The sequence below is a fragment of the Collinsella sp. AF31-11 genome (genome assembly GCF_003475605.1).
Classification (GTDB): domain Bacteria; phylum Actinomycetota; class Coriobacteriia; order Coriobacteriales; family Coriobacteriaceae; genus Collinsella.
Window position 1 is genome coordinate 41,272 of sequence record NZ_QRQS01000012.1, and the last position, 22,364, is coordinate 63,635.

The following is a 22,364-nucleotide window of genomic DNA, read 5'->3' on the forward strand; positions in this document are numbered from 1 at the left end:
ATGAGTCGCCGCAACACCGAACTGCTCTTGCTCATCGCCTCGGCGTTCCCCGTCATCCTGCTGTATGCGATGTACGTCCTCACCGCGGGCGCTGCCATCTCCTTTGAGACGCTCGCCGTACCGATCGGCCTCTTCGCCGCCTTCGCCGCAGCACATATCGCCGTGCGCATCTTGGCGCCTGGCGCCGACCCCGCCATCCTGCCCATCGTATTTATACTTTCGGGCATCGGCATCACGTTCGTGACACGCCTCGCCCCCGCTCTCGCCATCTCACAGCTCATCATCCTGTTTGTCTCGGTGGCGCTCATGGTGGGAACGCTTGCACTGGTCAAAAACCTCGACGTGGTCATGCGCTACAAGTACACCTTTGGCATTATCGGCATCATTCTGCTGATGCTGCCCATCTTTATCGGCACCACGATCTCGGGCTCCAAGCTGTGGATTCGCATCGCGGGCTTTACCATCCAGCCCGGCGAGTTCGCCAAGGTCTTTATCGTGCTGTTCCTGGCCGGCTACTTGGCCGAGAACCGCGAGCTGCTCTCCATCTCCAACCGCAAGATCCTGGGCTTTAAGATCCCTCGCCTGCGACTGCTGCTGCCGCTGTTTGCCGTGTGGGGTGTGTGCCTGCTCGTCGTCGTCTTCGAACGCGACCTGGGTTCGGCCGTGCTGTTCTACACCATCTTCTTGCTGATGCTCTACGTTGCCACGGGACGATTCTCGTATGTCGTTATCGGCCTCGCGCTCTTAGCCGTTGGAGCCGTGGGCGCCTACAAGTTCCTGTCTCACGTTCAGGTACGTTTCCAGGTTTGGGTCGATCCTTTTAAGGACGCCCAGGGCCAGGGCTACCAGATCGTCCAGTCGCTCTTCTCGCTTGCCGATGGCGGTCTGGTCGGTGTTGGCATCGGCAACGGCATGGCCAACAACATCCCCGTCGTCGAGTCCGACTTTATCTTCTCGGCTATCGGCGAGGAGATGGGCCTTTTGGGCGGCGGCGCCGTGCTCATCCTGTTTATGCTCTTTGCCGTGCGTGGCCTCACCACGGCTGCCCGCGCTAAATCCGACCTCGCAGCCTTTAGTGCCACGGGCCTTACGGCCGCCATCAGCTTCCAGGCCTTCTTGATCGTTGGCGGCGTAACCCGCCTGATCCCGCTGACCGGCGTCACCCTGCCTTTTATGAGCCAGGGCGGCTCCTCGCTGCTGGCGAGCTTTATCATCGTCGCGCTTCTGCTGCGCGCCGGTGACGAGGCAACCGGACGCGAGGCAGAGCTTACCGGCACCGGCACCATGGCCGCCATCACCGATGATCAGGTCGCATCTGCCGCCGCCCCGACGGGCACGCGCTTTGCCACCTCGTCTTCCTACGGCAGTGGCAGCCATTCCGTCGGCTCGCGCATGCGCCGCCGCCTGCTCGACACGCCTGAATCCGGTGTGCTCGGCCGCGTTGCGCTCGCCAACCGTCTAACCCGTGCGGTGCTAGCCTTTACGGCGCTGTTTGCCATCCTTATCGGCAACCTCACCTATGTCCAGGTCATCAAGGCCAAGGACTATCAGGATATGCCGACCAACAACCACACCATCGCCCGCTCCAAGTACATCCAGCGCGGCTCCATCATCACGTCCGACGGCGTGACGCTGGCCGAGTCGCTGCAGCAGGAGGACGGCACCTACGTACGCTCCTACCCCAACGGCAACCTGGCAGCGCACGTGGTTGGCTACGTGAGCCAGCAGTTTGGCACCACCGCCATCGAGAGTGTCATGAACGACACGCTCACCGGCTCCAAGGATTACTCCAGCTGGAACAACGCCATCGCGTCGCTCGCGGGCCAGACCCAGCCGGGCAACACCGCCAAGCTCACCATCGACTCGCGTATCCAGACAGCTGCCGAGCAGGCACTCAAGGGCTTTAAGGGCGCTGTAGTGGTCATCGACCCGCGTACCGGCGCGGTACTCGCATGTGCCAGCTCGCCCACCTACGACAACACCAACATCGACGCCCTGCTGCAGGCGGGCGGCGGCGAGGACGGCTCCATGTACAATCGCGCCATGGACGCGCTGTACACGCCGGGCTCCACGTTTAAGGTCGTTACGCTTTCCGCGGCACTCGAGACCGGTACCGCCAGCCTTACCAGCACCTACCAGGCGCCCGGCTCCATGGACATCGGCAACGCACCGGTCATCAACTATGCCAACGAGAGCTACGGCACCATCAGCCTGCAGCAGGCCTTTGCCGTGTCCTCCAACGTCGTCTTTGGCCAGGTGGCAAACGAAGTTGGTGCAAACACGCTCGTGCAGTTTACCAACGCCTTTGGCTACGGCCAAGAGCTCGGCCAGGACCTGACCTCCACGGCCTCCATCATGGCCGACCCGTCGCTCATGACCGAGTGGGAGACCGCCTGGGCCGGCGCCGGCCAGCCTGTCGGCATGGACCACACGCCCGGCCCGCAGACCACCGTCATGCAAAACGCCGTGATTGCCGCCGCCATCGCTAACAGTGGCGTGGTCATGGACCCGTACTTTGTAGCCCAGGTACTCGCCCCAGACGGAACCGTGGTTAAGACCACGCAGTCCCGCTCGCTGGGCCAGGCTGTCAGCTCTGCCACGGCCGACCAGGTCAAGCAGGCCATGCTCGCCGTCGTCCAGTCCGGTACCGGCACCGATGCCCAGGTCCCCGGCGTCAAGGTCGCCGGCAAGACCGGCTCGGCCGAGATCGGCGGCACCAACGTCAACTCGATGTTCGTCGGCTTTGCACCTTACGATTCACCCACGGTCGCCATCTCGGTGGCCTTGGAGGATTACGACAAACACGACGTCAAGGCGGCCAAGATTGCCGGCATCGTCCTGACCGCGGCGCTCGCCGCACAGGGAGCGTGATGCCCATGATCGAATCGGACACCCGAGGCGCGCCGCGGCCGAAGAGTTAGCGGCAACGCGCCACACGGTCCCAGCGGCCACATCGTAGGTACTACACACATCGTTGAGCGAATAGTTATGTTAGGAGCAGGAATGGAACAGAGGGTCCTCGGGGGAAGATACCTCCTCAAGGATAAGGTGGGGACAGGCGGTATGGCGACCGTCTACCGTGCACAGGACCAGGTCCTCGACCGCACGGTAGCCGTCAAGATCATGCTGCCACAGTATGCTGGCGACGCAACCTTCGCCGCACGCTTTAAGCAGGAGGCCCAGGCAGCAGCCGGTCTCTCCTCCCCCTATATCGTTGGCGTCTACGATTGGGGCAAGGACGGCGACACCTATTACATCGTCATGGAGTACCTGCGCGGTACCGACCTTAAGAGCGGAATCAAGAGCCACGGTGCCCTCGACCCCAAGAAGGTCGCCCAGATCGGATCGCAGATCAGCTCTGCACTCTCGGTCGCCCACAAGCACGAGATCATCCACCGCGACATCAAGCCGCAGAACATCATGGTGCTGCCCGACGGCAACATCAAGGTCATGGACTTTGGCATCGCGCGCGCCAAGAACAGCCACCTCACGCAAGACAACAACGTGCTGGGAACCGCCCATTACGTCAGCCCCGAGCAGACTCGCGGTCAGGACCTCGGCCCCACCTCGGATATTTACTCGCTGGGCGTCGTGATGTACGAGTGCGCCACCGGCCGCGTTCCCTTTGACGGTGACGACGCTATCTCGGTCGCACTCAAGCAGGTCAACGAGCTGCCTATTCCGCCGAGCCAGATCAACTCCGGTGTCGACGCCGACCTTGAGCGCATTATCCTTAAGTGCATGGAGAAGGACCCGGCAAACCGCTTCCAGACCGCCGACGAGCTGCGTCAGGTGCTCAACAGCTACCTGTCCGGTCGTGCCGTCAACATTTCAGAGCCCACGCGCATCATCGGTGCCCCCGGTGAGCTGGGCGCCACCAAGACTCGCGAGCTTTCCGATCAGACGCGCGCCATGGTGCGTCCCGTCTCGGGCGTGAGCGGCCAGAATACCGCCCGTAGCTCGGTTTCGGGCTCCACCGGCTCCTACGAGGTCGAAAAGCCCAAGTCCAACAAAAACAAGATCATCGCCGCCGTGGTGGCAGCTGTTGCCGTCATCGGCATCGTGGTGGCCTTTGCCACAGGACTCTTTGGCGACGAACAGGTCACCGTGCCCGACGTGCTGGGCAAGGACCAGCAGACTGCCGTCGAGCTGATCAAGGAGGAAGGCCTTGAGGTCGGCACCATCGACCAGAGCTATAACGACGATGTCGACGAGGGCAAGGTTGCCGAGCAGACCCCCAACGGAAACACCAAGAAGCCCAAAGGCACCAAGGTGAACCTGGTGATCTCCAAGGGCCCCAAGCCCTCCGAGAAGGTTGAGGTTCCCCAGCTTGTCGGTCTAACCAAGGACCAGGCAGAGGCGGCACTGGCAAGCGTTGGCCTAAAGGGCAACGCCACCGAGGAGGCCAACGAGGCCGATGAGGGCCAGGTCTTTGAGCAGGGCACCGAAGCCGGTAAGGAAGTCGAGAAGGGCACGACCATCTCGTACAAGGTCTCGAGCGGCCCGGATACCACGTCCGTCCCCGACCTGACCGACATGACCGAGGCCCAGGCGCGAAACGCCCTCGATATGGCAGGCTTTGGCGTCGACGTGAGCTACCAGGAGAACGACTCGGTTACCGAGGGCACCGTGATCAGCTGGAACCCTAGCGGCAAGCAGAAGCCCGGTGCCACGATTACCGTCGTCATTGCCAAGAAGTCCGGCAAGGCCAGCGTTCCGGGCAACCTGTACGGCAAGAGCATCTCTGCCGCCGTCACCGCGCTCAACAACGCCGGTTTCTATAACATTGGCTTCTGTGACCAGAACGGCAATCCCGTGAGCGGTAACGAGGATGCCACCGTTACGGGCGTCTCCCCCACCGGCAAGCAGTCAACCGACAGCACGATTACGCTGACGGTTGCACTTTCTGGCTCGGGCTCGGGTTCGGGCACGAGCACGGGCGACGATTCCGGTACGACCAACTAGTCGCCACCCAACCGCTCATTACGGCTCTCGCCGCAAACATATTCGCTCACAGGCGCCCGCTTGCTCCCCCAGCAAGCGGGCGCTTTGCGTTTCTCAGTAGGCATCTGGTGATTTGATTTGGAAAATGTAGACGGACCCGCAGCCGGACGGGTAGAATGTTTTTAGAAAACGACGCATCCCGCGTAAGTGTTAAGGAGCGCGGGCGGCCTAGTTTTCTAACGTGTTAAACGGCCGGGCTGCAACCCCGGCCGTTTTTATTTGCGCTTGCGGCGCAAACGCCGAGAACCGTCCGCACCGCGCGTGCGCCTACGGACCTTAAACCGAACCTCATACGAATCAAGAAACGCAATGATGAACGTGCCGACCGTCGCAAGGGCGGCGAGCGCGTTAAGGAATTTCAGCAATTGGGGACCTCCGATCAAGTCTTCGGCCGCCCGCGCACGGAATGCGTCGCACACACGATTCTAACCGATGCAGCCCTGATGATGCGGGCGACGGGAAGGGTGGCGCGAGCGGAGCTAGACGAAATGCGACCCATGGGAGCGTTACAGAGAGCCGCAACGAGAGCGATTCCGCGCGTCGCAGGGGCCGCCCATAAGCGGGACCCATCGGCCGCGAGGCCGATGGCTACGCCCTCGCGCAAGCGGCCGAGCTAGAAATCAATCGTCCCGGCGACGTTCTCAACGTTCTTCCTATAGGCTGCCCGGGAGGCATCTTCACGCGCTCGACGCTTTTGTTCCCTCTCAAGGTATTCGGCCTCAAGCCTGTTGGCTTCTTCCACGCACAGGATGAGGGTGTCGCGGTGGTAGTCCCTCACCTCTTCGATGGTGGTCCCGTTGAGGACTATTTCGTCACCGGCAACCGATGCGATATGTGGCCTATGCATGGTGGTAAATCTTGGCGGCAAGTCCCAGGACTTCAAGAAGAGCTCGCACCACAGAGAGCTGGGGCGTCTCGACAATCGGAACGGCACTTCGTACAGGGCACTCCCCCTCGTTCCGTCGTTCCTCGGTTCTCCCACCTCATCGACCACAATACCGACGATTCTGATGGGCTCAGAGCCCTCGCCCTCTTCTTCGCGTTTTTTCGAAGACGTCTGAGCGATGCGGCGCTTGGGCGCAACCGACGGCTTCTTCTTGACCCCATAAAGAGTCGCAAGCAAATCGTTATAGCCACGAGACTCGACCCCATCGCCCAAGTCGACCGCCAATTTCCCCTTGAGGAAGGTCGGGAGGCTTTCCTCAACGCCCCCTTCCTTTATTACCGGGATAAACTTCCTCTCATTATGCCCAGAGAACAGTTCTCCGCTGATGATATGGCCCTCGTATCCAACCCCGCCGATTCTCGCATCGGCCTTCTGCTTATATGCTGGGGTGCAGACGATAAGAACATAGTCCGACGACCTGACCGACTGCTCCATGAACTGCGGCAACCTGTCACCCAGCTCGAGATCATATTGGTCCAGGACTGCATCGATCCCGTCCGACAGAAGGCGGTCGGCCAGCGCCTTTACCCATTCGCGGTGTTCTTCGCTTTCCCATGCGTAGGATATGAAAACCTTAGTCAACATGACCCCCAAAGACTAGTCCGAAATCTACAGTCGCTCATATGCCCTCTTCACGAGCTCACCCATTAGCCTCCTGCGCTGACCGAGGAAGTCCTCGTAATCAAGCTCTTCGAATCCGAGGGGCAGGGCGTGTTCCTCGCAGTTGCGGCGGTATTCGTCCTCGCCCAGGGCTTCACGGTACCTCCTGACGTACTCATTCGGGGCATCATCCGAGATGTAGATGTTGTTCTGGTAGTCAACAAGGGTGAAGTTGCCTCGGTTGCTGCGCTGTGAAAGGTAGCCCTTGGCCTTCAGGTAGTTATCTGGGAACAGATGATGCTTGTCCAGAGCCTTTTTGGAACCTGATGAGCCGGTAAGCAGCAGTTGAGAAAGAGGGGCCGTGCTGAACAGCGCCTTGGCACCGAGCACGACCTGAGCCGCGACGAAGCCCCACCAGGTCGGGCCCGTCGCCTCGTTTGCGTCGAGGGAGCTGGGCAGCGTGATGGAGAAATAATCGTCCGTCATGATGGCAGCGAGTCTACGGTCGAAGTACGCCCGGAACTCATCGGCGGTCTCAAGGCGCGAGACGTCGTTAAGCTGCTGCTCGAACTCGGATTCGAAGGACCCCACATAGAGCCCCGTTATGGCTGCGGCGAAATACCAGCGCCGCACGAGCCCGCGCACAGCCAGTGGCTCCATGTCGAACTCATAGCGCCCGATAAGGTAGAACGCATAGCAGAACATGAGCGCGTTGCCCGACCCCACCTGGTCAGAGCAGACGTAGCCCGCCTCCGCCAGCGTGTTGATGAAGGCATGCCAGTTGTTCAAGTCGAGCACGAGATCGAGGGCGCGACCAAACGTGGCAAAGTTCTCGGCCCGCGTCTCGGGCGTCGTTTCCTTTGTCTTGAGATCTCGCCCGCGAAGAATCTGGTAGGCATAACGCAGGCGACCCCTCTTGAACCCCACGCCCACCGTGGCGCGAATGATATGCGTCGGCGAGACGGTCATGAGCGGGTTGTACGAGGTGCCCTTTGCGGGCGCATGGCTCATGGCGCAGAACTCCTCTATACGCTCCCTCATGGCAGGTTCGTAGACCGAAAGCAGGGTCATGATGAAGTCATCCTGCTTAAGCGCCTGCCCTTGCGAGTTCACACGCACGAAGATGTCCGATACGGTCTCCTCGTCAGCCGATTCGGAAATCTCCAGCGTCGGCAGAAGATAACGCTCAAGCCCGAGTAATGCGTTGAGCCCGCTCTCGACGGCATCCTCGCCGTCATCGTCGAGTTCGGGTTCTCCCTTTTTGGCATTCGCCTCGTTAAGGCGCTTGATGAACGCCCTGCGATAGGCGCTCAGCTTGTTGTCGTGGTTCGCCGCGAAGGCCTCGGATACGTCCGGCACATAGCGCGAATCCTTCTCGGTCGAGGCGTCGGCATTCTTGAATGAGCGTGCGATGGGGTCGTAGGCGACCTTCACCGTACGCTCCCTGAAGTTCTTGTCTCGCACGGACACGCCGTACAGCGAGCTCAGGAGAGCGGTGAGTCTCTGCTGTCCGTCGATGACAAGGGACTTGGGGACGGCATACACCTTTTGGTTCGAGCCTATGGCAGACTTCTTGCCCGCGTTGTCGCTCGGAGAGTCCCACAGCATCACATAGCCGATAGGGTATCCGCGGAGCATGGAATCAAGCAGGTCGCGGACCTTTTCGTTGCCCCACACGAAGGGTCGTTGCAGGTCGGGCAGACCGATCTTGCCCGTCTGAACGTCCTTCAGGATGTTACCAACCTCCAGCGATATGGGGTTATAGATGGAATTTGGCACTATAGTTCACCGACCTTCTTGGCGTACAGGTTGAAAAGATGGGCGACTATCTTCTCCTCATCCCCACCGAAGTCGACGCCATAGGCAGCTTCGACAGCAGCGTCGAGCGCCTTATGCGCAGACATCAGCTCGGGGAAGAACGTTTCGTTCTTGGGATCGTACATGTCCGCGAGCGTCGCACCTTCTTGGGCATCCCGGGCGTCGAGCACGGCTTGGGCGCAACGCTCAACTTCTTCGCGTTGGGATTCCGTGGGCTCGGGCCAGACGAAGTTGTTGTAGTCAATACCAGCCGAGTACTGATAATCATCTTTCAGTCTTCCGGTCACGACCCTAACCCATGCATTATGAAATTGGGACTGCAACACCCCATATTGATAGAGAGTTGCATTTGGGATAAGACGAACTTTATTGCTACAAAAGACCTCAGCATCGACGAACCCCATTGGGATGTATCGCCTTCGGCTTGATGAAACCTCTGGTATCAAGATTGAATCTGTATCCGACAGGATTTCAGTTCCAAAATGGGCAGGGCACTCTACAGCCTTAACGGTCTGACTTCTCTTGCTCTTGAGCCGATACCGGCGCACCGCTTCAACCCTTTCCCTGCATTTAGGCAGATTCTTTAGCTCATCCCAATTTGCGTTCCCAAGCCATAAACACCAACGGCTTTTGCCACGGATAAATTCTTGTGATCCAAGCCACTTGTGAAAGAATTTCTCTGCACCAGGTTCAATTTGCAAGAATTCGATTTTCTGCTCATCAGTGAAAAGGTAATTGCCGTCGTCTATAGGCTGGGAGCCTATTCCCATTTCTGGAACATCTGATAATGGCTTACTTCTGCTGTAGACAAAAACGTCCGGAGCGTCTTTAAGATAAGCATTGATTCGGGCCACGGAAATCTGCTCTTCGTCAGAATCGGGCGTTGCGTGATAGAAGAGCGTCTTGGCCCCAACCTCGCGCGAGAAGCCCACGATGACGCAGAACACGTGTGCCTTGTCTGCTGCCTCGTTGTCCCAGCGGAAGGTGTTGTGCGCGAAGTCGATGTGGATACCCAGGTCGTGCAGGGGTTTCCAGAGGTTGGCGACCTGCTCGCCCTGACATATCGAGTTGGTAGAAACCAGGGCGCAGCGCGTGCGCTTTCCCTGCGTGAACCTCGCAGCCTTCATGTACCAGGCCCCGCAGTAGTCGATGTTGCCTGCGTTCTTCGCACCATCGAAGACCTCAAGGAGCTCTGCCTTCTGCTCCTTGGACTGGTTACGGGCCCCAAGGAAGGGCGGATTGCCCACGAGGTACGTGAGGTCATCGGGAAACACCTCGGACCAATCGGTCTTGAGGGCGTTGCCCTCATGAAGGTTGCTGAGGCTCCTGAGCGGCAGGAAGTCGAAGTCATAGTCGACGTATATCTCCTGCGTCTTTCGGAGCATCTGCTCCTCGGTGATCCAAAGGGCGGTCTTAGCGACCGAGACGGCGAAGTCGTTTATCTCGATGCCGTACAGCTGGTCCAGGGACACGCGGACAGGGCTGTCCTGCGCAATGACGAGGGACGTCTGCCCCGCGTTGCCGGTCTCCTCGCTGAGCTCGTCCTCGATGATTCGGTTCTCGATGGTGCGCAGTTGCCGGTACGCCTCGGTAAGGAAGTTGCCCGAGCCGCACGCGGGGTCGCCGATGGTGATGGAGGCAACCTTGTCGTGCAGCCTCGCCAGGGCCTGCTTGCGTTTCGCCGCCGTCCTCTCGCCCTCGGCCTCGTGCAGCTCATCCCACAGCTCGTCGAGGAAGAGCGGCCTGAGGCAGCGCTCGATGTTCTCCACGCTCGTGTAGTGCATGCCCCCGGCATGGCGGGTCTCGGGGTTCAGCGTTCCCTCGAACACGCCGCCGAAGATTACGCCCGAGATCTCGCGCCAGTCGAAGTCCTGGGACGCGTCGGTGATGGCCTCGAGGATCTCCGGGGTCATCTGCGGGACGATGATGGAGGAGTCGGCGAACAGACCGCCGTTCACGTACGGGAAGGCCGCGAGGTCCTCGTCCATGTACTCGTCCCGCTTATCCAGGGGCGTGTCGATCGCCTCGAACAGGTCCACCAGCTTGCGGCGGAGCTTGGCAGGGTCACCCTCGCAGTACCTACCGAACGCCTGGTGCGATTGCAGGAGGTCGGCGTCCTCGGCGTAGAGCAAGAAGATGATTCGGGTGATGAGCACGTTGAGCGAGCGCTGCTCCTCCTGCGCGCGCTCGTCCTTCTCCTCGATGTGGTGGTACTGCTTGGCGAGGGCATCGTAGAGCCTGGAGACGTAGGCCCCGGCCTCGATGGAGAGCTGCTGCTCCTTGTGCAGGCGGCTCGTCTCGTTGGAGGTCAGGAAGGACAAGAGATACAGACTGTCCTGGAGCTCTTCGAGGGAAAACTCTTGCACGGTGTCCTCGGGCCTCTCGTTGTCGAGGTCGTAGAGACGGAAGGTCTCGAAGTTGCATGTCATCACCCAGCGGGGGCGCTCGGAGTACGGCAGGTGCCGCGCGTACCACATGGCCTGCTGGAGCGGCGTCTCCATGCCGCCGTTCCTGGGTTCGGGCTTATCGAGGTCGATGCCCCACGACTTCTGCTCGCAGAGAAAGTTGTGGTCAGAGACGAACACGTCGATGCGACGGCCTCTCACCTTCCGCTCGAAGTCAACGGAGCTGTCTATGGTGTTGGACGGGATGCCCAGGACGTTGATGAGCAGGTCGACCCAGAACTTTTGCGTGTCCTGCTGCTCGTTGTTGGAGCCCGCGGGGATGGCGGCAAGGCGCTTCTGCCACCGCTTGACGAACTCTTTTGCCTCTTTCTTGCTGGCAGGCATACCGGACCTCCTGCGTCGTTGTCACTTTCGGACAATTTTAAGGGGTAAAAGCCCTCTTCCAAGCGGAAGGGCGAGTTTTCGACGGTCCACGGTGTCGCAGGGTCCCAGGCGAAACCCGAAGACGCCGGGGGCTGTTGGAAACTCGCCCATCTCACAGCAACGTCATCCTAGGTTTTCAACGCTTTCCATGGCCGAAGGGCTTCTTATAAGCCCGTAGGCTGTGGGAAGGGTTGGAAACCGGACTTTGGGCATAGCCCTTCACAAAAAACTTTCTACCCAAATTCTACCCAACTGACGTTAACGATGCCCTTATATAAGAAAGCAGGTCAGACGATTTATACCGTCTGACCTGCATTTACTTCTGGTGCCCCCGGGCGGATTCGAACCGTCGACACCCGCTTTAGGAGAGCGGTGCTCTATCCCCTGAGCTACGGAGGCATGTTGTACTAGTGTAGCAGATTTGCGCCACTACCATGCAGCGCATAGCCGCTCTTCGAGATAGTCATCTGCGACGTTCTTTAATGACTAGTCGTTTAAGAACGTCGCAGACGACTACCCAGCGACTAGTTGCCTTTGTGGAAGAGGTTTTTGATGACGGAGGGGATGCTCTTGGCGCCTTTAGCGGTCACGTCGATAAAATCGGGCGAACGAACGAGCTTGTCCTCGTCAATGTACTTACGCACCGCGCGTAGCGTTTCCTTGTCATTGCGCGTCGAAAACGTAAAGTGGCCGTTCTCTTTGGTAAAGATCGCAAAACGCGTGATCTTCTTGGTGCCGCGCAAAACCTCGGCGGCGATATAGTCGATCTCGTCCCACGGGATCTGAATAAAGTCCTCGGGATTGCGCTCGTTATAGTACTCAAACGCCTTATTGCCCACCATTACGTTACCGTGACTGGTAAGACCCATCAGGCAGGTTGCCGGCGTTGCCAGATCGACCGTGCTGTTCTGAGATTGCGCCATGCGCGCCTCGCCCTCCAAATAAAACAATCGGACCGCATCCAGTGTACCCACCGGGTGCGGTCCGTTTCAATGGCTTAAAAGCCCTTGCCTAGCAACTCTCGGTCTTAAGCCGAAGCGTGCTTACATGAAGCCGCAGACGCGACCGATGATGCCGACGGCGAAGAGAGCCAGGATGATGATGATCGGGCTGACCTTCTTCTTGAGGAGCTTGCAGACAAAAAGGGTCAGGCACACGGCAGCAAGGCCGGGGATGAGCTGATCGAGGTTAGCCTGAAGCGTGGTGACCTTCACCTGATCAAGGGCGTTAGCACCGATGGAGTTATACATCGTCAGTGCTTCCTTGACACCCTCAGAACCGGAGGGCAGGTTAGCCCAGTCGATAAAGGCGCCAGCAGACTGCGTGACCTTGGAGACGACCGGGGTGAAGGAGATGGACACCCAGCGCTCGACCAGGGCGCCGATGATGAACATACCCAGGATGGAAGCACCCTCGGTGACCTTGCCCATCAGACCGCCGGAGAGATCCTTGGCGATGGAAGAGCCGACCTTGTAGCCAAACTCCTGCGTGTACCACAGGAAGGCGTAACGAATGATGTTCCACGCGAAGAAGAACAGCAGCGGACCGGCGATGCTGCCGGACAGGGCCAGGGAAGCGCCCAGAGCGCCCAGAATCGGGCGAAGGGTGAACCAGAAGGCGGGGTCGCCGACGCCGGCGAGCGGGCCCATCATACCGACCTTGACGCCCTGGATGGCGACGTCGTCGATCGGAGCACCGTTGGCGCGCTCCTCCTCGAGGGCGAGGGTAACGCCAATGACGGGGGCGGAAACATAGGGGTGAGTGTTATAGAACTCCAGATGGCGCTTAAGCGCGGCAATCTGGTCGTCCTTGCTGGTGTAGAGCTTCTTGATCGCAGGGATCATCGAGTAGCACCAGCCACCGTTCTGCATACGCTCGTAGTTCCACGAACCCTGAAGGAACTGATGACGGAAGCAAACCTTCTGACGATCGGACTTAGAAAGCTGAATCTTGTTCTCTGCCATATGTATCACTCCCTTCCTACTCGTAGTCATTCAGAATGTCGCCGAGCGGGTCGCCGGAGCCACCGCCCATGCCGCCACCCTGCTTGGCCAGGTCCTTAAGGCCAAGGTAGATGAGGGCGAGGGAGATGCCGATGAGGCCCAGGGCGATCAGCGTGAGCTGAGGGATGGCAGCCAGGACGAAGCCGAGGATGAAGAACGGCCAGGTCTCCTTGGTGGCCATCATGTTGATGACCATGGCGTAACCGACGGAAGCGACCATGCCGCCGCCGACAGCCATGCCGCCGGACAGCCAGTCGGGCATAGCGTTAAGCGCGTTGGTAACGGCCTCGGCCGGGATGATGCACAAAAGCACTGCCGGGATGGCGATACGAACACCCTGCATGAGGATGCCAGCGTACTGCCAACGCTCGATACCGGCGAAGTCGCCCTTCTCGGCGCAGGCGTCCATGCCGTGGACCATAGCGGTGGCCAGGGTACGGCAGATCATGGTCAGGAACAGGCCGGCGACGGACAGAGGCACGGCGACGGCGATGGCGGCGGTAACGGCCTTGCCGGAATCAGTAACACCGCCGTTGAGGGCAAGTGTCATGATGATGGCAGATGCGACAGAAGCCAGGGCGGCGTCAGGTGCGACGGCGGCGCCGACGTTAGCCCAACCAAGGGCCATCATCTGAAGCGAACCGCCCAGGAGGATGCCCTCCTGAAGGTGACCGGTTACGAGACCGATAAGCGTGCACGCAACGAGCGGCTGATGGAACTGGAACTGATCCAGAACGCCTTCCATACCGGCAAGCAGCGCGATAATCGCGATTAGAACAATAGTAAGCGCGGACATGTATCGGACCCTCCTTTACTATGCTTGAGCGGCCAGTTCGGCCTTAGCTTTCTTCAACATGGCCTCGAGATCCTCGGAGGAATCCGAAGGAACCTTGCGGACCTCGAACTTGACGCCCTTGGCCTTGAGAGCCTCGATGGTCTTGACATCGTCATCGCCCATAGCGACAGCGTTGGTGACGACGACCTTGCCCTTGGAGTGAGCCATAGAACCGATGTTGACTTCCTTGATATCGACGCCGGCCTCGATGGCCTTGAGCAGATCCTGCGGGTTCTCAAAGAGCAGCATGGCCTTGGTGTCACCAAAGCGCGTGTCCTTGACGACCTCGGCCATCTTCTTAATGGGCACAACGTTGGCATGGACTCCCGGAGGGGCAGCCTGCTCGATCATGGTCTTTCGGAGCTCGTCGTGAGCAACGCCGTCGGAAACCACGATGATGCGGTTGGGGTTGATCTGCTTGGTCCACGTGGTGGCCACCTGACCATGAAGCAGACGGGTGTCGATACGGACGTGGGCGATCTTGATGTGCCCGTCGCCGATGACCGTTCCCGGAGGGATGGCGCCTGCAGGAGCAGCAGCGGCCGCAGCCGGCTTCTTCTCCTCGGGCTCCAGAGACTCGGGCTTGACGCGCACGCCGGCCTTAGCCTCAGTCACGAGATGTTTTGCGATCGCATGTGCAGTGTTCTTTGCGTCAAAGCGCTGCGAATATGCCTCGATGAGCATAGGCAGGTTGACACCGGTGACGATAGCCCAGGAATCATGGCCCTCGATGAGCCCGCTGATCTGGTTGAACGGCGTGCCGCCCCACAGATCGACGAGGAAGAGCACCTGCTCCTGGTCCTCGAAGGAAGCGATTGCCTCCTCGACCTTGGCGCGGAAGTCGTCGGGGCCCATGCTCGGCTCGAGCGAGACCACGGCTACAGACGGCTGATCGCCAAAGACCATCGAGCCCGTCTGCTTGATTCCAGCCGCCAAGTCACCATGGCTAGCAAGAACAATACTTACCATCACATAACCTCCTTTTTGTCTACGTAATTCCTACACGACAAAAAAGAGTATAGCTGCAAATACAGCAGAATTATATGAAAAACTGTAAAAGCTAGCATTATTTGTTTAAACGTCTTGTTTTGTTACAAGCTGATTACATTCCAGTATTTTGACTGATTTGCTGCTGAGGATTGATAGCTGATCTATTTACATGACCGAATTGAGCACGCTGTTCATTATTGCCGGTTTTAAACAGACACAAATGTGCTCGGGTTGAGGCCATTTCGTTTAAACAGATGGTGCTTGACTAATGGTAAGAAATATGCTCTAGCAAAGTAGTCGTTGGGGACGTTCTTTAATGACTAGTCGTTTAAGAACGTCCCCAACGACTAAATTAGGCGATGTGGAGGGGGTTGGCGGCGTCGACGGCGTCGGAGAGGCCGTCGGGGGCAGCGTCTGTCGGGTCCTCGTCGGGGGTCTCGATCTGCTTGATCATGACCTCCTGGCCCTGCAGCAGATAGGTCTCGCCGCTACCGCAATGGGGGCAGGTCTTGCCGTGCTCGACCGTCGCGTAGTCGCAGCCGCACGCGTCGCAATGCGTCACGGCCTCGACGGGCTCCACGATAAGCTCCGCGCCCTGCGCGATGGGCTTTTTATCTGCCGCCCAACGCCAAGCGTCAAGCAGCAGATCGGGAACGACGCCCGAGACCTCGCCCAGGAGCAGCGTCACGCTCGAAACGCGACTCACACCATTGGCGCGCGCCACATTCTCGACATCGCGAATGATGTGATAAACGATTCCCAATTCGTGCAAGGTAGAAACCTTTCAACAACGGTTGATGCAATGTCAACTAAACGTCAGTGAGCGACGCTCCGCGCCGCTCACTAACTTGTTAGTTTCTTTTACTTCTTCCCAAATTTAATCTTGATCGCGCGTTTCAAAGCGTACTTGCCGAGGCTGGGGAGCTTTTGCTCGTACTTGACCATCGTGGAGCACTCGGGGCGGTCGCGATCCAGATGGATGGCATCGAACGCGCACTTGGTGGTGCACAGACCACAGCCGATGCACTTATTGGGGTCGACGATCGAGGCACCGCAGCCCAGGCAGCGAGCGGTCTCGGCGCGCACCTGCTCCTCGGTAAAGGTCTCGACGTACTCGCTAAAGGGCGCAGCCTTCTCGCGCTCGCGGTCGACACGTGCCACCTCGCGGCTCGCGTTGTCATAGCTCTCAATCACAACATCGTCGCGGTCGAGCGCGGTGTAGCGGCGCTGGTTGCGGCCGATGGTGAGCGTGGAGCCCGGCTGCACAAAGCGATGGATGGACACAGCGGCCTCGTGACCGGCAGCGATGGCGTCGATGGCAAAGCTGGGGCCGGTGTAGACGTCGCCGCCCACAAAGATGTCGGGCTCAGCGGTCTGGTACGTCTGCGGATCGGCAAGGGCACCCTGGCCGCGGCCAAGCTCCACCTTGGAGCCAGCCAGCAGGTCGCCCCACACAATGGACTGGCCAATCGACATGACGACGCGGTCGGCATCGACGCGGCGCAGGTCGTTCTCGTCGTACTCGGGCGCAAAACGGCCCTCGTCGTCAAAGACGCGCGTGCAGCGCTTGAAGGTGATGCCGCACACACGACCCGCATCGTCCAGGTGAACCTCCTTGGGACCCCAGCCGCAGCTGATGTGAGCACCATCCTCGATGGCTTCGCGACGCTCCTCCTCGCTGGCGGGCATCTGAGCCTCGCTCTCCAGGCAGAACATCTCAACATGCTCGGATCCCAGACGGCAGGCGTTGCGCGCGACATCGATGGCCACGTTGCCGCCGCCCACCACGATGGTGTGACCGGGCAGTGCGTCGATCTTGCCACTGTTGACCTCGCGCAAAAAGTCGACGGCCACCGTCACATCCTCGGCGTCCTCGCCCGGAATACCGGCTAGGCGGCCGCCCTGGCAGCCGATGGCCACATAAAAGGCCTTAAAGCCCTGCTCGCGCAGCTCGTCGAGCGTCACATCGCGACCGACCTCCACGCCATAGCGGAACTCGGCACCCATCAGGCGAATAACCTCGACCTCGGCCTCGATAACGTCCTTCTCCAGCTTAAAGCTGGGAATACCGTAGGTGAGCATGCCACCCGGGCGCTCGTTCTTCTCGAACACGACGGGCTTGTAGCCCTTCTCGGCCAGATAGAAGGCGCAGGACAGACCGGCCGGACCGGCACCGATGATGGCGATCTTCTGATCGAAGCCGCCGGCGCGCGTCGGCGTCACCACGGGCGGGACATAACGGGTCGCGGCATCCAAGTCGCGCTGGGCGATAAACTTCTTGACCTCGTCGATCGCCACGGCGGCATCCACGCGACCACGGGTGCAGGCGTCCTCGCAGCGGCGGTTGCACACGCGGCCACAGATTGCGGGCAGCGGGTTCTCGCGCTTGATGAGCGCCAGCGCCTCGTCATAGCGACCCTGCGCCGCAAGCTTCAGATAGCCCTGAACAGCGACATGCGCGGGGCAGGCCGTCTTGCAGGGCGCCGTGCCGGACTCATGCGTCTCGATGCGGTTGTCGTTGCGGTAGTTGGGCGACCACTTGGTGTGGTCCCACTTGGTGGCATCGGGCAGCTCCTGGCGCGGATACTCGGGCACCTGTCCGCCCGCCTTTTTGCTGCAGAGCTTCTGGCCGAGCTTGGCGGCCCCGGCCGGGCATACCTCAACGCAGCGACCGCAGGCCACGCACTTGTCTTTTTCGACCTTGGCGACATAGGCAGAGCGCGACAGGTTGGGCGTGTTGAACAGCTGCGAGGTGCGCAGGGCGTAGCACACGTTAACGTTGCAGTTGCAGATGGCGAAGATCTTGTTCTCGCCGTCGATATTGGTAATCTGGTGCACAAAGCCGTTGTCCTCGGCCTGGCGCAGGATGTCGTAGACCTCCTCGCGCGTCACATAGTGGCCGCGGTCGGTCTCGACCACGTAGTCGGCCATATCGCCCACGGCAATGCACCAGTCGCGTGGATCGTCGGCGCAGCCCTCGCCCATCACGCGACGGCTCGCGCGGCAGCTGCAGGTGCTCGCGGCATACTTGCCGTCGTATTTATCGAGCCAGTGCTCGATATGCTCAATCGGCACCGAGGTGCTCGAGGCGTCGATGGCCTTCTCGACGGGAATGACATGCATGCCGATGCCGGCGCCTCCGGGCGGCACCATCGGCGTAGCACGGGACAGCGGGCCCTTGGACGCCTGCTCAAAGAACTTGGCATAGACCGGATGCTCCTCGAGCTGGCTCACGCGCATGTTGAGGAACTCGGCAGAACCCGGTACCAGCATGGGCAACACCCATTGCTTGGCGCGCTCGGGGTTTTCCCAGTTGTACTCGAGCAGACCCGTGTAGCTCATGTCGTCGAGCATCTTCTCGATATCGGCTTCGGGCATGCCGGTGAGCTTGACCATCTCGGGCAGCGTATAGGGACGGCGCATCTTCATCTTGCAGAGCACTTCGGCCTGCTCGTCGGTTGCGGCCTCGGCAAACGACCAGTACTCGTAGCCCAGCAGCTCGTCGCGGTGCAACAGGCGGTTGGTGCAGTGCTCGCACAGTTTGACGATAGCCTCGCGCGGATGCTCCGGCAGCGGCGGCACAAACTCCGCTCCGATATCGGGCTCGGTATAGCTAATCCCCGGTCCGTTGAGAATCATAGTCGTCCCTTCTCTTGCCACAGCCCGGCGAGACCGCGGCGCCCCTCTTTGTACGGGCTCGACATGCCCCCATGCCGTTCACCCGCTATTGTTGACATTGTGTCAAAAACAGTATTGACGAACCGTCAACAATATTCAAGACTGTTAGGCGAGCGGTCGGGCCCAAACGGATGAAAGGCGGCAAACGTATGAGCGATAACACGGCAAACATCTCTGTCGCTGATGCCGTTCTCGCGTCCGACAGCACGGCAAAGCGCCTGACGGGTGACGAGCGCCGACGCGAGATTCTCGCCGCCGTGAGCGCCGTGAGCGCTGAGCTGGGCGTGTCCCATCTTTCGGTATCGGCCGTGACCAAGCGGGCTGGCTGCACGCGCTCACTGTTCTACCACTACTTTGCCGATATGGACGCCGCCGTCACCGCCGTTATGGACGAGGCGATCGACGGCTTTATCGCCGAGCTCGAACAGTGGAACGCCAGCCGCACGGTTGGCGACATCGAAGGCGCACTCGACACCGTCGCTCCGCTCTTTAAACGCCTGGTCGTGAGCGGCCACGAGTTGCCGAGCACCCTGACCTCCAGCAGCGGCGCGCTCTACGGCGGCTTTCTGCACAACGTGGTCCAGCGCGTGGCGCAATACATCTGCGACACCACCGTGGTGGATTTTGTCGCCCATCATGAGCTCCGCATTGACCATGTCTACGAGACGTTCTACACCCTCATCATGGGGTTGTTGATGTATATCCGCACGCACCCCGATGTGCCCGACGAGACGGTCAAGGAAATCATCGCCTCGACACTCCATATCGAGGGCTATACCGCCAAGTATCCGGAGCGCAAGCCCCAGAACTGACGACATTTGGCCAAACTGCCCGCGATCAGAAGAGGGGCCGCGGGCGTGTGAAAGGAGAGCAGCATGCTGTTCGATGTTTGGGGTAGCAATACCCTTATCCACTGGGCCGGCTGGGCCATGGTCTTTATTGGCCTCATCGTGCTCAACGAGGTCGGCCGCCGCACCAAGCTCGGCGCGGCCATCATCTTTGGCGTGGCTCCGCTGGCCATGACCATCTACTGCGTCGCCATCGCCATCGGCGTTTCGCAGGGTGCCGAGTGGGCGCTCGCCAACCCCACCCATGTGTACCAGAACAGCTGGTTCCACTACGCCAAGGTGTACGCAGCGCTCGCCGGCTGCTGGGGCTTCATTGCCATTAAGTACCAGTGGGGCAAGATCGGCAAGGCGCACTGGTTCCGCGCATGGCCGTTTGTGATCGTCGCCATCAACATCATGATCGCCGTCGTGTCCGACTTTGAGAGCGCCTATCACTTCTTTGTCCTGGGCGAGTCCACCTGGGTCACCTCCGAAGGTGCCACGCAGCTGGCCGGCTGGAACAACGTGTTCAACGGCATCGCCGGCATCATCAACATCTTCTGCATGACCGGCTGGTGGAGCGTCTACGCCTCCGAGGACCAGACCGACATGCTGTGGCCCGACATGACCTGGGTCTACATCATCGCCTACGATATCTGGAACTTCTGCTACACCTACAACTGCCTGCCCACCCACTCCTGGTTCTGCGGCTTTGCGCTGCTGCTGGCGCCCACCGTCGCCGCCTTTATCTGGAACAAGGGTGGCTGGATTCAGAACCGCGCCTTTACGCTGGCCATTTGGTGCATGTTTGCCCAGGTGTTCCCCTACTTCCAGGAGGAGTCCATCTTTGTGACCCACTCCACGCTCGACGCAGGCGCCGCCACCGCGGTCTCGGTCGTCGCGCTGATCGCCAACATCGCCGCGATCATCTACATCGCCTACCGCGCCAAGAAGCTCGGCCGCAATCCCTACAAGCAGGATGTCTTTGAGGGCACCAGCGACTGGGAGAAGGCTACCGCCCGCCGCGCCAAGGTCGATTACGCGCACGCCGAGTAACGTGCCTGACGCAAACGCCGCTTGAATGTGAAGTCGCCTGGCCGACTCCGCGCAATGCAACGTATTGCATGCCCCCGGAAAGCGAATCGTCCGCTTTCCGGGGGCTTTTTGCTGCCGCGCGTGCATTCACGCACATATTCACAATGTATCGCGCAGATAAAATCATATTTCCGACCGCACGCCAGCTCTATCTGGCTCCAATTTTGGGTACATTGTTGTCCCGATATTGAGCTTGGGGGATATATGAAAGATGAGACGAGGGGCCAAGAGGACGCGGCCCAAGATGCAGAAGCTTGCGCTGAGGCCTTGGAGAGCTTAGACCGGATTTCACTCGATGAGATTGCGTTTGACGATTCGGACGTTGACGTGCAGGATGAGCCGGAAGCCGAGGCGCAGTCCGATGATCAGGATGCAGACGACGTTGAGCCTGCCGAAGATGAGGCAGATCACGAAGACACCGAAAGCGAGGCCGGCAACCAGCCCGAATCCGACACGGGCGAGGAAACCGTCTTGCTCAACAGCTTGCCAGCCGAGGATTCGCTGACCCGTGAGCTTCCTGGCCTAGATTCCGCACCAGCCGTGGACGAGACCATCGCCATGGGCGATATTCCCCTGCCGTCCGTTCCCTCGGCACGCGAAGCCGAGGTTCGTCATCGTAAGATGTCGCCCAAGCGCCGCAACCTAATGGTTGCCGGCGTTGTGGCCGTCGCGCTCGTCGCCGGCGGTGCAGGCTATGCTGCCTGGAACGGATATCAGCAAGAGCAGGCTGCCGCTGTCGCCGCCAATTCCCACACGATGATGTCAGTGCAGATTGGCGTGCATGCCGCTGGCCTCGACTGTTCCACTGGCTCCAAGATTCCCGTACAGGTGAGTGGGCAGGATTCTGACGCCTCCTCCGTGAGCGAAACGCTCTATGTTGACGAGCACGGCCGCGGCATCAAACTGCTGCCCGGCGATTACACGCTCTCCATCGCTGCCTCCCCCATCGCGGCCGACGGCACCATCTATACCGTCCCGACCACCAAGACGCAGGTCACCGTTAAGAGCGATGGACAGGATTTAAGTGCCCAGGCTACCTTTAAGCTCAAGGTGCCTTCGGCCGACACGGTAACCGACGACCAGATCGATGCCGCCGCCAAATATGCCGAGGAGGGCGGCTGTAGCTCTGCCGCGGCCGCCAAGATACTTCAGCAGGCGGCAACCGCTCGCCGTGATGCCGCCGCCAACGCCGTGAGCGCAAGCGAGGCGCAGGCAGCCCGCGACGCCGATGCTCGGCATAAGGCAACGAACCTGTATCAGCTCGATATTCCCGTTGAGTGGTACGGCAAAGTCGCAACTTGGCAAAACGGCAGCACGCTGTGCATCTATCTTGCCGGCGACAGCAATACGCCGATTGTGACGCTCGTCGCGGTGCGCGACGGCGAGAGCTTTACGCCCGATGAGGGCGATACGGTTTTGGGCACGGCAAACCTTGGTAACGGCTACACGGTCTACGCCAGCGGCCCCGTCTATCCGTATGTGGTGCCCCAGACCATCAACGGGCGGACGCAGAATCCCGTGTCGACCTACCCCATGGACACGGCCATTGAGCTTGTCGAGCTCACGACCGGCAACCGCTACACCTACAGCCAGATTAAGAACGTGCTGGTCGGCAAAGACGGCAAGGCCGACGCTGCCACCAAGCTCGAGTGCGACTACCTCGCCCAGATTCTGCTGCCGAGCATCAAGGCCCAGGACTAGCCGGGCGCATCATGGTGCTCCCCAACCGTGATGAAGGGG

Annotated in this window: 14 protein-coding genes and 1 tRNA gene; 5 read left to right on the plus strand and 10 right to left on the minus strand. The window is 60.0% G+C overall.

Going from position 1 to position 22,364, the window contains the following annotated elements; translation table 11 throughout:
* Together DWZ22_RS08410 and pknB are read left to right on the plus strand one after the other, a co-directional pair.
* Positions 1 to 2,871 (plus strand): FtsW/RodA/SpoVE family cell cycle protein, encoded by a 2,871-nt coding sequence (locus DWZ22_RS08410; protein WP_118405902.1) that lies wholly within the window; start codon positions 1 to 3, stop codon positions 2,869 to 2,871.
* Positions 2,872 to 3,003: 132 nt separating this feature from the next.
* Positions 3,004 to 4,965 (plus strand): Stk1 family PASTA domain-containing Ser/Thr kinase, encoded by a 1,962-nt coding sequence (pknB, locus tag DWZ22_RS08415; RefSeq protein WP_118273694.1) that lies wholly within the window; start codon positions 3,004 to 3,006, stop codon positions 4,963 to 4,965.
* 652 nt (positions 4,966 to 5,617) lie between these two features.
* On the opposite strand, the gene DWZ22_RS08425 is transcribed toward pknB, so the two are convergent.
* The 10 genes from DWZ22_RS08425 to DWZ22_RS08470 all read right to left on the minus strand — a co-directional run bounded on the left by DWZ22_RS08425 (position 5,618) and on the right by DWZ22_RS08470 (position 18,663).
* A complete protein-coding gene (locus tag DWZ22_RS08425) occupies positions 5,618 to 6,535 on the minus strand; it encodes a toll/interleukin-1 receptor domain-containing protein (RefSeq protein ID WP_118273696.1) in 918 nt (305 codons plus the stop codon).
* Between the two features lie 24 nt (positions 6,536 to 6,559).
* The gene (locus DWZ22_RS08430) at positions 6,560 to 8,329 is read right to left on the minus strand and encodes a DUF262 domain-containing protein (protein WP_158570750.1); all 1,770 of its coding nucleotides are present in this window, start codon (positions 8,327 to 8,329) and stop codon (positions 6,560 to 6,562) included.
* On the minus strand, positions 8,329 to 11,157 hold the full coding sequence (locus DWZ22_RS08435; RefSeq protein WP_118405903.1) for a DNA methyltransferase: 2,829 nt from the start codon (positions 11,155 to 11,157) through the stop codon (positions 8,329 to 8,331). Before DWZ22_RS08435 ends, DWZ22_RS08430 begins: the two co-directional genes overlap by 1 nt.
* 362 nt (positions 11,158 to 11,519) lie before the next feature.
* A tRNA-Arg gene (locus tag DWZ22_RS08440) sits at positions 11,520 to 11,595 on the minus strand.
* A gap of 125 nt (positions 11,596 to 11,720) precedes the next feature.
* Positions 11,721 to 12,119, minus strand: coding sequence for a DUF956 family protein (locus tag DWZ22_RS08445; protein WP_117735463.1), 399 nt, complete (start codon positions 12,117 to 12,119; stop codon positions 11,721 to 11,723).
* Positions 12,120 to 12,239: 120 nt separating this feature from the next.
* Complete coding sequence (locus DWZ22_RS08450; protein WP_117735396.1) at positions 12,240 to 13,160, minus strand: PTS system mannose/fructose/sorbose family transporter subunit IID; 921 nt, start codon at positions 13,158 to 13,160, stop codon at positions 12,240 to 12,242.
* A gap of 16 nt (positions 13,161 to 13,176) precedes the next feature.
* Positions 13,177 to 13,995: a PTS mannose/fructose/sorbose transporter subunit IIC gene (locus tag DWZ22_RS08455; protein WP_117735395.1), complete on the minus strand. Its 819-nt coding sequence runs from the start codon at positions 13,993 to 13,995 to the stop codon at positions 13,177 to 13,179.
* Between the two features lie 18 nt (positions 13,996 to 14,013).
* Entirely contained in the window at positions 14,014 to 15,003 is a 990-nt protein-coding gene (locus tag DWZ22_RS08460; RefSeq protein ID WP_118405904.1) for a PTS sugar transporter subunit IIB, read from the minus strand.
* Between the two features lie 373 nt (positions 15,004 to 15,376).
* Positions 15,377 to 15,796 carry a hydrogenase maturation nickel metallochaperone HypA gene (locus DWZ22_RS08465; RefSeq protein WP_118405905.1) on the minus strand — a complete coding sequence of 140 codons (420 nt, stop codon included), beginning with the start codon at positions 15,794 to 15,796 and terminating at the stop codon, positions 15,377 to 15,379.
* An 89-nt stretch (positions 15,797 to 15,885) separates the two neighbouring features.
* Positions 15,886 to 18,663: an FAD-dependent oxidoreductase gene (locus DWZ22_RS08470; RefSeq protein WP_199583481.1), complete on the minus strand. Its 2,778-nt coding sequence runs from the start codon at positions 18,661 to 18,663 to the stop codon at positions 15,886 to 15,888.
* A 188-nt stretch (positions 18,664 to 18,851) separates the two neighbouring features.
* On the opposite strand from DWZ22_RS08470, the gene DWZ22_RS08475 reads away from it, so the two are divergent.
* From DWZ22_RS08475 to DWZ22_RS08485, 3 genes are all read left to right on the plus strand, one after another.
* Positions 18,852 to 19,514: a TetR/AcrR family transcriptional regulator gene (locus DWZ22_RS08475; protein ID WP_117735392.1), complete on the plus strand. Its 663-nt coding sequence runs from the start codon at positions 18,852 to 18,854 to the stop codon at positions 19,512 to 19,514.
* Positions 19,515 to 19,577: 63 nt separating this feature from the next.
* Positions 19,578 to 20,585 (plus strand): DUF5692 family protein, encoded by a 1,008-nt coding sequence (locus tag DWZ22_RS08480; RefSeq protein ID WP_118405906.1) that lies wholly within the window; start codon positions 19,578 to 19,580, stop codon positions 20,583 to 20,585.
* Between the two features lie 243 nt (positions 20,586 to 20,828).
* Positions 20,829 to 22,325: a hypothetical protein gene (locus tag DWZ22_RS08485; protein ID WP_118405907.1), complete on the plus strand. Its 1,497-nt coding sequence runs from the start codon at positions 20,829 to 20,831 to the stop codon at positions 22,323 to 22,325.
* The last annotated feature ends 39 nt before the right edge of the window (positions 22,326 to 22,364 follow it).

Coding starts and splice junctions, on each gene's coding strand:
- DWZ22_RS08475 (WP_117735392.1), top strand. CDS start 18,852: ATGAGCGATAACACGGCAAACATCTCTGTCGCTGATGCCGTTCTCGCG.
- DWZ22_RS08485 (WP_118405907.1), top strand. CDS start 20,829: ATGAAAGATGAGACGAGGGGCCAAGAGGACGCGGCCCAAGATGCAGAA.
- DWZ22_RS08425 (WP_118273696.1), bottom strand. CDS start 6,535: ATGTTGACTAAGGTTTTCATATCCTACGCATGGGAAAGCGAAGAACAC.
- DWZ22_RS08410 (WP_118405902.1), top strand. CDS start 1: ATGAGTCGCCGCAACACCGAACTGCTCTTGCTCATCGCCTCGGCGTTC.
- pknB (WP_118273694.1), top strand. CDS start 3,004: ATGGAACAGAGGGTCCTCGGGGGAAGATACCTCCTCAAGGATAAGGTG.
- DWZ22_RS08470 (WP_199583481.1), bottom strand. CDS start 18,663: ATGATTCTCAACGGACCGGGGATTAGCTATACCGAGCCCGATATCGGA.
- DWZ22_RS08455 (WP_117735395.1), bottom strand. CDS start 13,995: ATGTCCGCGCTTACTATTGTTCTAATCGCGATTATCGCGCTGCTTGCC.
- DWZ22_RS08480 (WP_118405906.1), top strand. CDS start 19,578: ATGCTGTTCGATGTTTGGGGTAGCAATACCCTTATCCACTGGGCCGGC.
- DWZ22_RS08445 (WP_117735463.1), bottom strand. CDS start 12,119: ATGGCGCAATCTCAGAACAGCACGGTCGATCTGGCAACGCCGGCAACC.
- DWZ22_RS08435 (WP_118405903.1), bottom strand. CDS start 11,157: ATGCCTGCCAGCAAGAAAGAGGCAAAAGAGTTCGTCAAGCGGTGGCAG.
- DWZ22_RS08460 (WP_118405904.1), bottom strand. CDS start 15,003: ATGGTAAGTATTGTTCTTGCTAGCCATGGTGACTTGGCGGCTGGAATC.
- DWZ22_RS08450 (WP_117735396.1), bottom strand. CDS start 13,160: ATGGCAGAGAACAAGATTCAGCTTTCTAAGTCCGATCGTCAGAAGGTT.